This is a genomic window from Pseudoxanthobacter sp., from assembly GCF_036822375.1.
GTDB lineage: Bacteria > Pseudomonadota > Alphaproteobacteria > Rhizobiales > Segnochrobactraceae > Pseudoxanthobacter.
In genome coordinates, this window is the sequence record NZ_DAISHT010000172.1 from 4,367 (window position 1) to 7,126 (window position 2,760).

Consider the following 2,760-nt stretch of genomic DNA (forward strand, 5'->3'; position numbering starts at 1 on the left):
TTGGCCAGCTTGCCCTCTTCCATCGTGGGCGAGAGGGCCGGCATCAGGATATCGATCGGCATGGCGCCCTCGTCTCAGCGATAGATGTCGGTCCAGAGCTCGGCAGCATCCGGCTCGGGATCGGACTGGGAGAATTCCGCCGCCTCGTTGACGATGTCGCGGATTTCCTTGTCGATCGCCTTCAGCTCGTCCTCGGTGATCCAGTTCCTGGCGATCAGGCGCTCGCGCACGTGCTCGATCGGATCGTGCTCGGTGCGCATCTTCTGCACCTCGTCCTTCGAGCGGTACTTCGCCGGATCGGACATCGAGTGCCCGCGATAGCGATAGGTCAGCATCTCAAGGATGTAGGGCCCCTCGCCGCCGCGCACATGAGCCGCGGCCCGGTCGGCCGCCGCCTTGACGGCGCGCACGTCCATACCGTCCACGGCCTCGCCGGGGATATCGAACGACGCACCGCGGTGGCAGAGTTCGGTGGTGGAGGAAGCGCGGGCGACGGAGGTGCCCATGCCATAGCGGTTGTTCTCGATGACGTAGATCACCGGCAGCCGCCAGAGCTTGGCAATATTGAAGCTCTCGTAGACCTGCCCCTGATTCGAGGCACCGTCGCCGAAATAGGCGACGGAAATTCTGCCGTCGTTACGGTACCAGTTGGCAAAGGCCAGGCCGGTGCCGAGCGACACCTGCGCGCCGACGATGCCATGACCGCCGAAGAAGCCCTTCTCGACGGAGAACATATGCATCGAGCCGCCCTTGCCCTTGGAGTAACCTCCGCGGCGGCCGGTCAGCTCGGCCATGACCCCCTTGGGGTCCATGCCACAGGCCAGCATGTGGCCGTGGTCGCGATAGCCGGTGATCACCTGATCGCCCGGCTTCAGCGCCAGCTGAACACCGGAAACAACGGCTTCCTGACCGATGTAGAGATGGCAGAAACCGCCGATATAGCCCATGCCGTAAAGCTGGCCGGCTTTTTCCTCGAACCGGCGGATGAGCAGCATCTCGCGGTAAACGGCGATCTCGGTTTCCCGGTCGAACTCGGCAATCGCAGGCGCCTCGTTCGATATCGTGCCGGCGGCGTCGGCAACGACGTCCGACTTCGTCACGTCTTGCTTGGCGGCGGCAGGCTGGGCGGCTTTATCCGCGCGGCTGCCACGAGGAGGCCGGGTCGCCCCAGCCCGCGTCGTCGTCTTGGCTACGGCCATGAACTACCTCTCCGAGCGTCCCTCCCGAGGGCGCGGAGAGCACCTTAACCCACCCTGACATGCAATCAAGGCCACCCTGATGCATGGCAGATGCAGAAATTAGACATTCGTTGCATATGTCGCGGCAACAGGCAGTGCTATTATTGCAGTGCAGCAGCCTTACTTACTGCAATGCAGCAGTCTGGCGCGAAACATTCTGTCCCATCGAGGCCCGGAAAATGACGATTTCATCCGGCCTCACCATGTTGAGCTGCACACGCGCGCGCTCATCCACAAGATCGGGATCGATGGCCGCAGCGCGCATCAGCTTCACGCGCTGTTCCAGCCGCTCGCGCTCGCCGCGCACATCCGCCAGTTGCGCCCGCAGGCGCGCGGCTTCGGCCTCGATCTGCTCGCGGGCCCTGAGGCCGAGATCGCCGGTCACCATATGATAGGCAAAATAGGCCCCGAACAGGATCGACAGGGCCGGAATGACCAGATGCCGGAGAACGGACCGTTTGCGGTGACGAGTGGTCATGGGATCAACAATCCGGAAGCCGGGAACGCCGGCAACGCACCGATTCGTCAACCATAGGGCCGCGGCTTTAAGGATTCCTTATCGCTACCGAACCGTAAGCGGCAGGATCGCCCCCTTTGAGGTCGCTTTTGCGCCGCCCCGCCCGCACGGCAAGCGGGCCCTCAGAGGCGCGGGCAACAAAAAAGGGCGGTGCCGGATGGCACCGCCCTTTTCCATTATGTCAGGCCGCCGGCCGGGCCGGCGCGGATGGCCGGCAGCCGGGCCGCCTCAGAGGCCGGACAGCGCCTTCAGCGCCGCGCGGCCGGCATAGCTCGCCTGCGGGCCAAGCTCGCCTTCGATGCGCAGCAGCTGATTGTACTTGGCAAGCCGGTCGGACCGGGCAAGCGAACCGGTCTTGATCTGGCCGCAGTTGGTGGCGACCGCCAGATCGGCAATCGTCGCATCCTCGGTCTCGCCCGAGCGGTGGGACATCACGGCGCGATAGCCCGCCTTGTGCGCGGTCTCCACGGCATCGAGCGTCTCGGTCAGCGAACCGATCTGGTTCACCTTCACGAGAATCGCGTTCGCCGTGTTCGCGGCGATGCCCTGCTTGAGGCGCGCGGTGTTGGTGACGAACAGGTCGTCGCCGACCAGCTGGCACTTCGCACCGATGGTGTCGGTCAGCAGCTTCCAGCCCGCCCAGTCATCCTCGGACATGCCGTCCTCGATGGTGACGATCGGGTAGGCGGCGACGAGGTCGGCCAGATAGCCGGCCATCTTCTCGGAGGAGAGCTTGCGCCCCTCGCCGGCCAGATCGTAGACGCCGTCCTTGAAGAACTCGGTCGACGCGCAGTCGAGACCGATGAACACATCCTCGCCCGGCTTGTAGCCGGCCTGCTCGATGGCCTTCATGATGAAGTCGAGCGCGGCGGTGGCCGACGGCAGGTTCGGCGCGAAGCCGCCCTCGTCGCCGACATTGGTGTTGTGGCCGGCCTTCTTCAGAGCCGACTTCAGGGTGTGGAAGATCTCCGTGCCCGCCCGCAGACCTTCCGAGAAGGTCGGCGC

General features: G+C 64.6%; 3 protein-coding genes. All 3 read right to left on the reverse strand.

What is annotated here, in order from left to right; all coding sequences use genetic code 11:
* Positions 1-74 precede the first annotated feature (74 nt).
* Positions 75-1,199: a pyruvate dehydrogenase (acetyl-transferring) E1 component subunit alpha gene (gene pdhA / locus V7067_RS13745; protein ID WP_334176473.1), complete on the reverse strand. Its 1,125-nt coding sequence runs from the start codon at positions 1,197-1,199 to the stop codon at positions 75-77.
* Between the two features lie 163 nt (positions 1,200-1,362).
* Positions 1,363-1,716 (reverse strand): septum formation initiator family protein, encoded by a 354-nt coding sequence (locus tag V7067_RS13750; RefSeq protein ID WP_334176474.1) that lies wholly within the window; start codon positions 1,714-1,716, stop codon positions 1,363-1,365.
* A gap of 267 nt (positions 1,717-1,983) precedes the next feature.
* A partial coding sequence (locus V7067_RS13755) for a phosphopyruvate hydratase (protein ID WP_334176475.1) occupies positions 1,984-2,760 on the reverse strand: 777 nt, incomplete at its 5' end.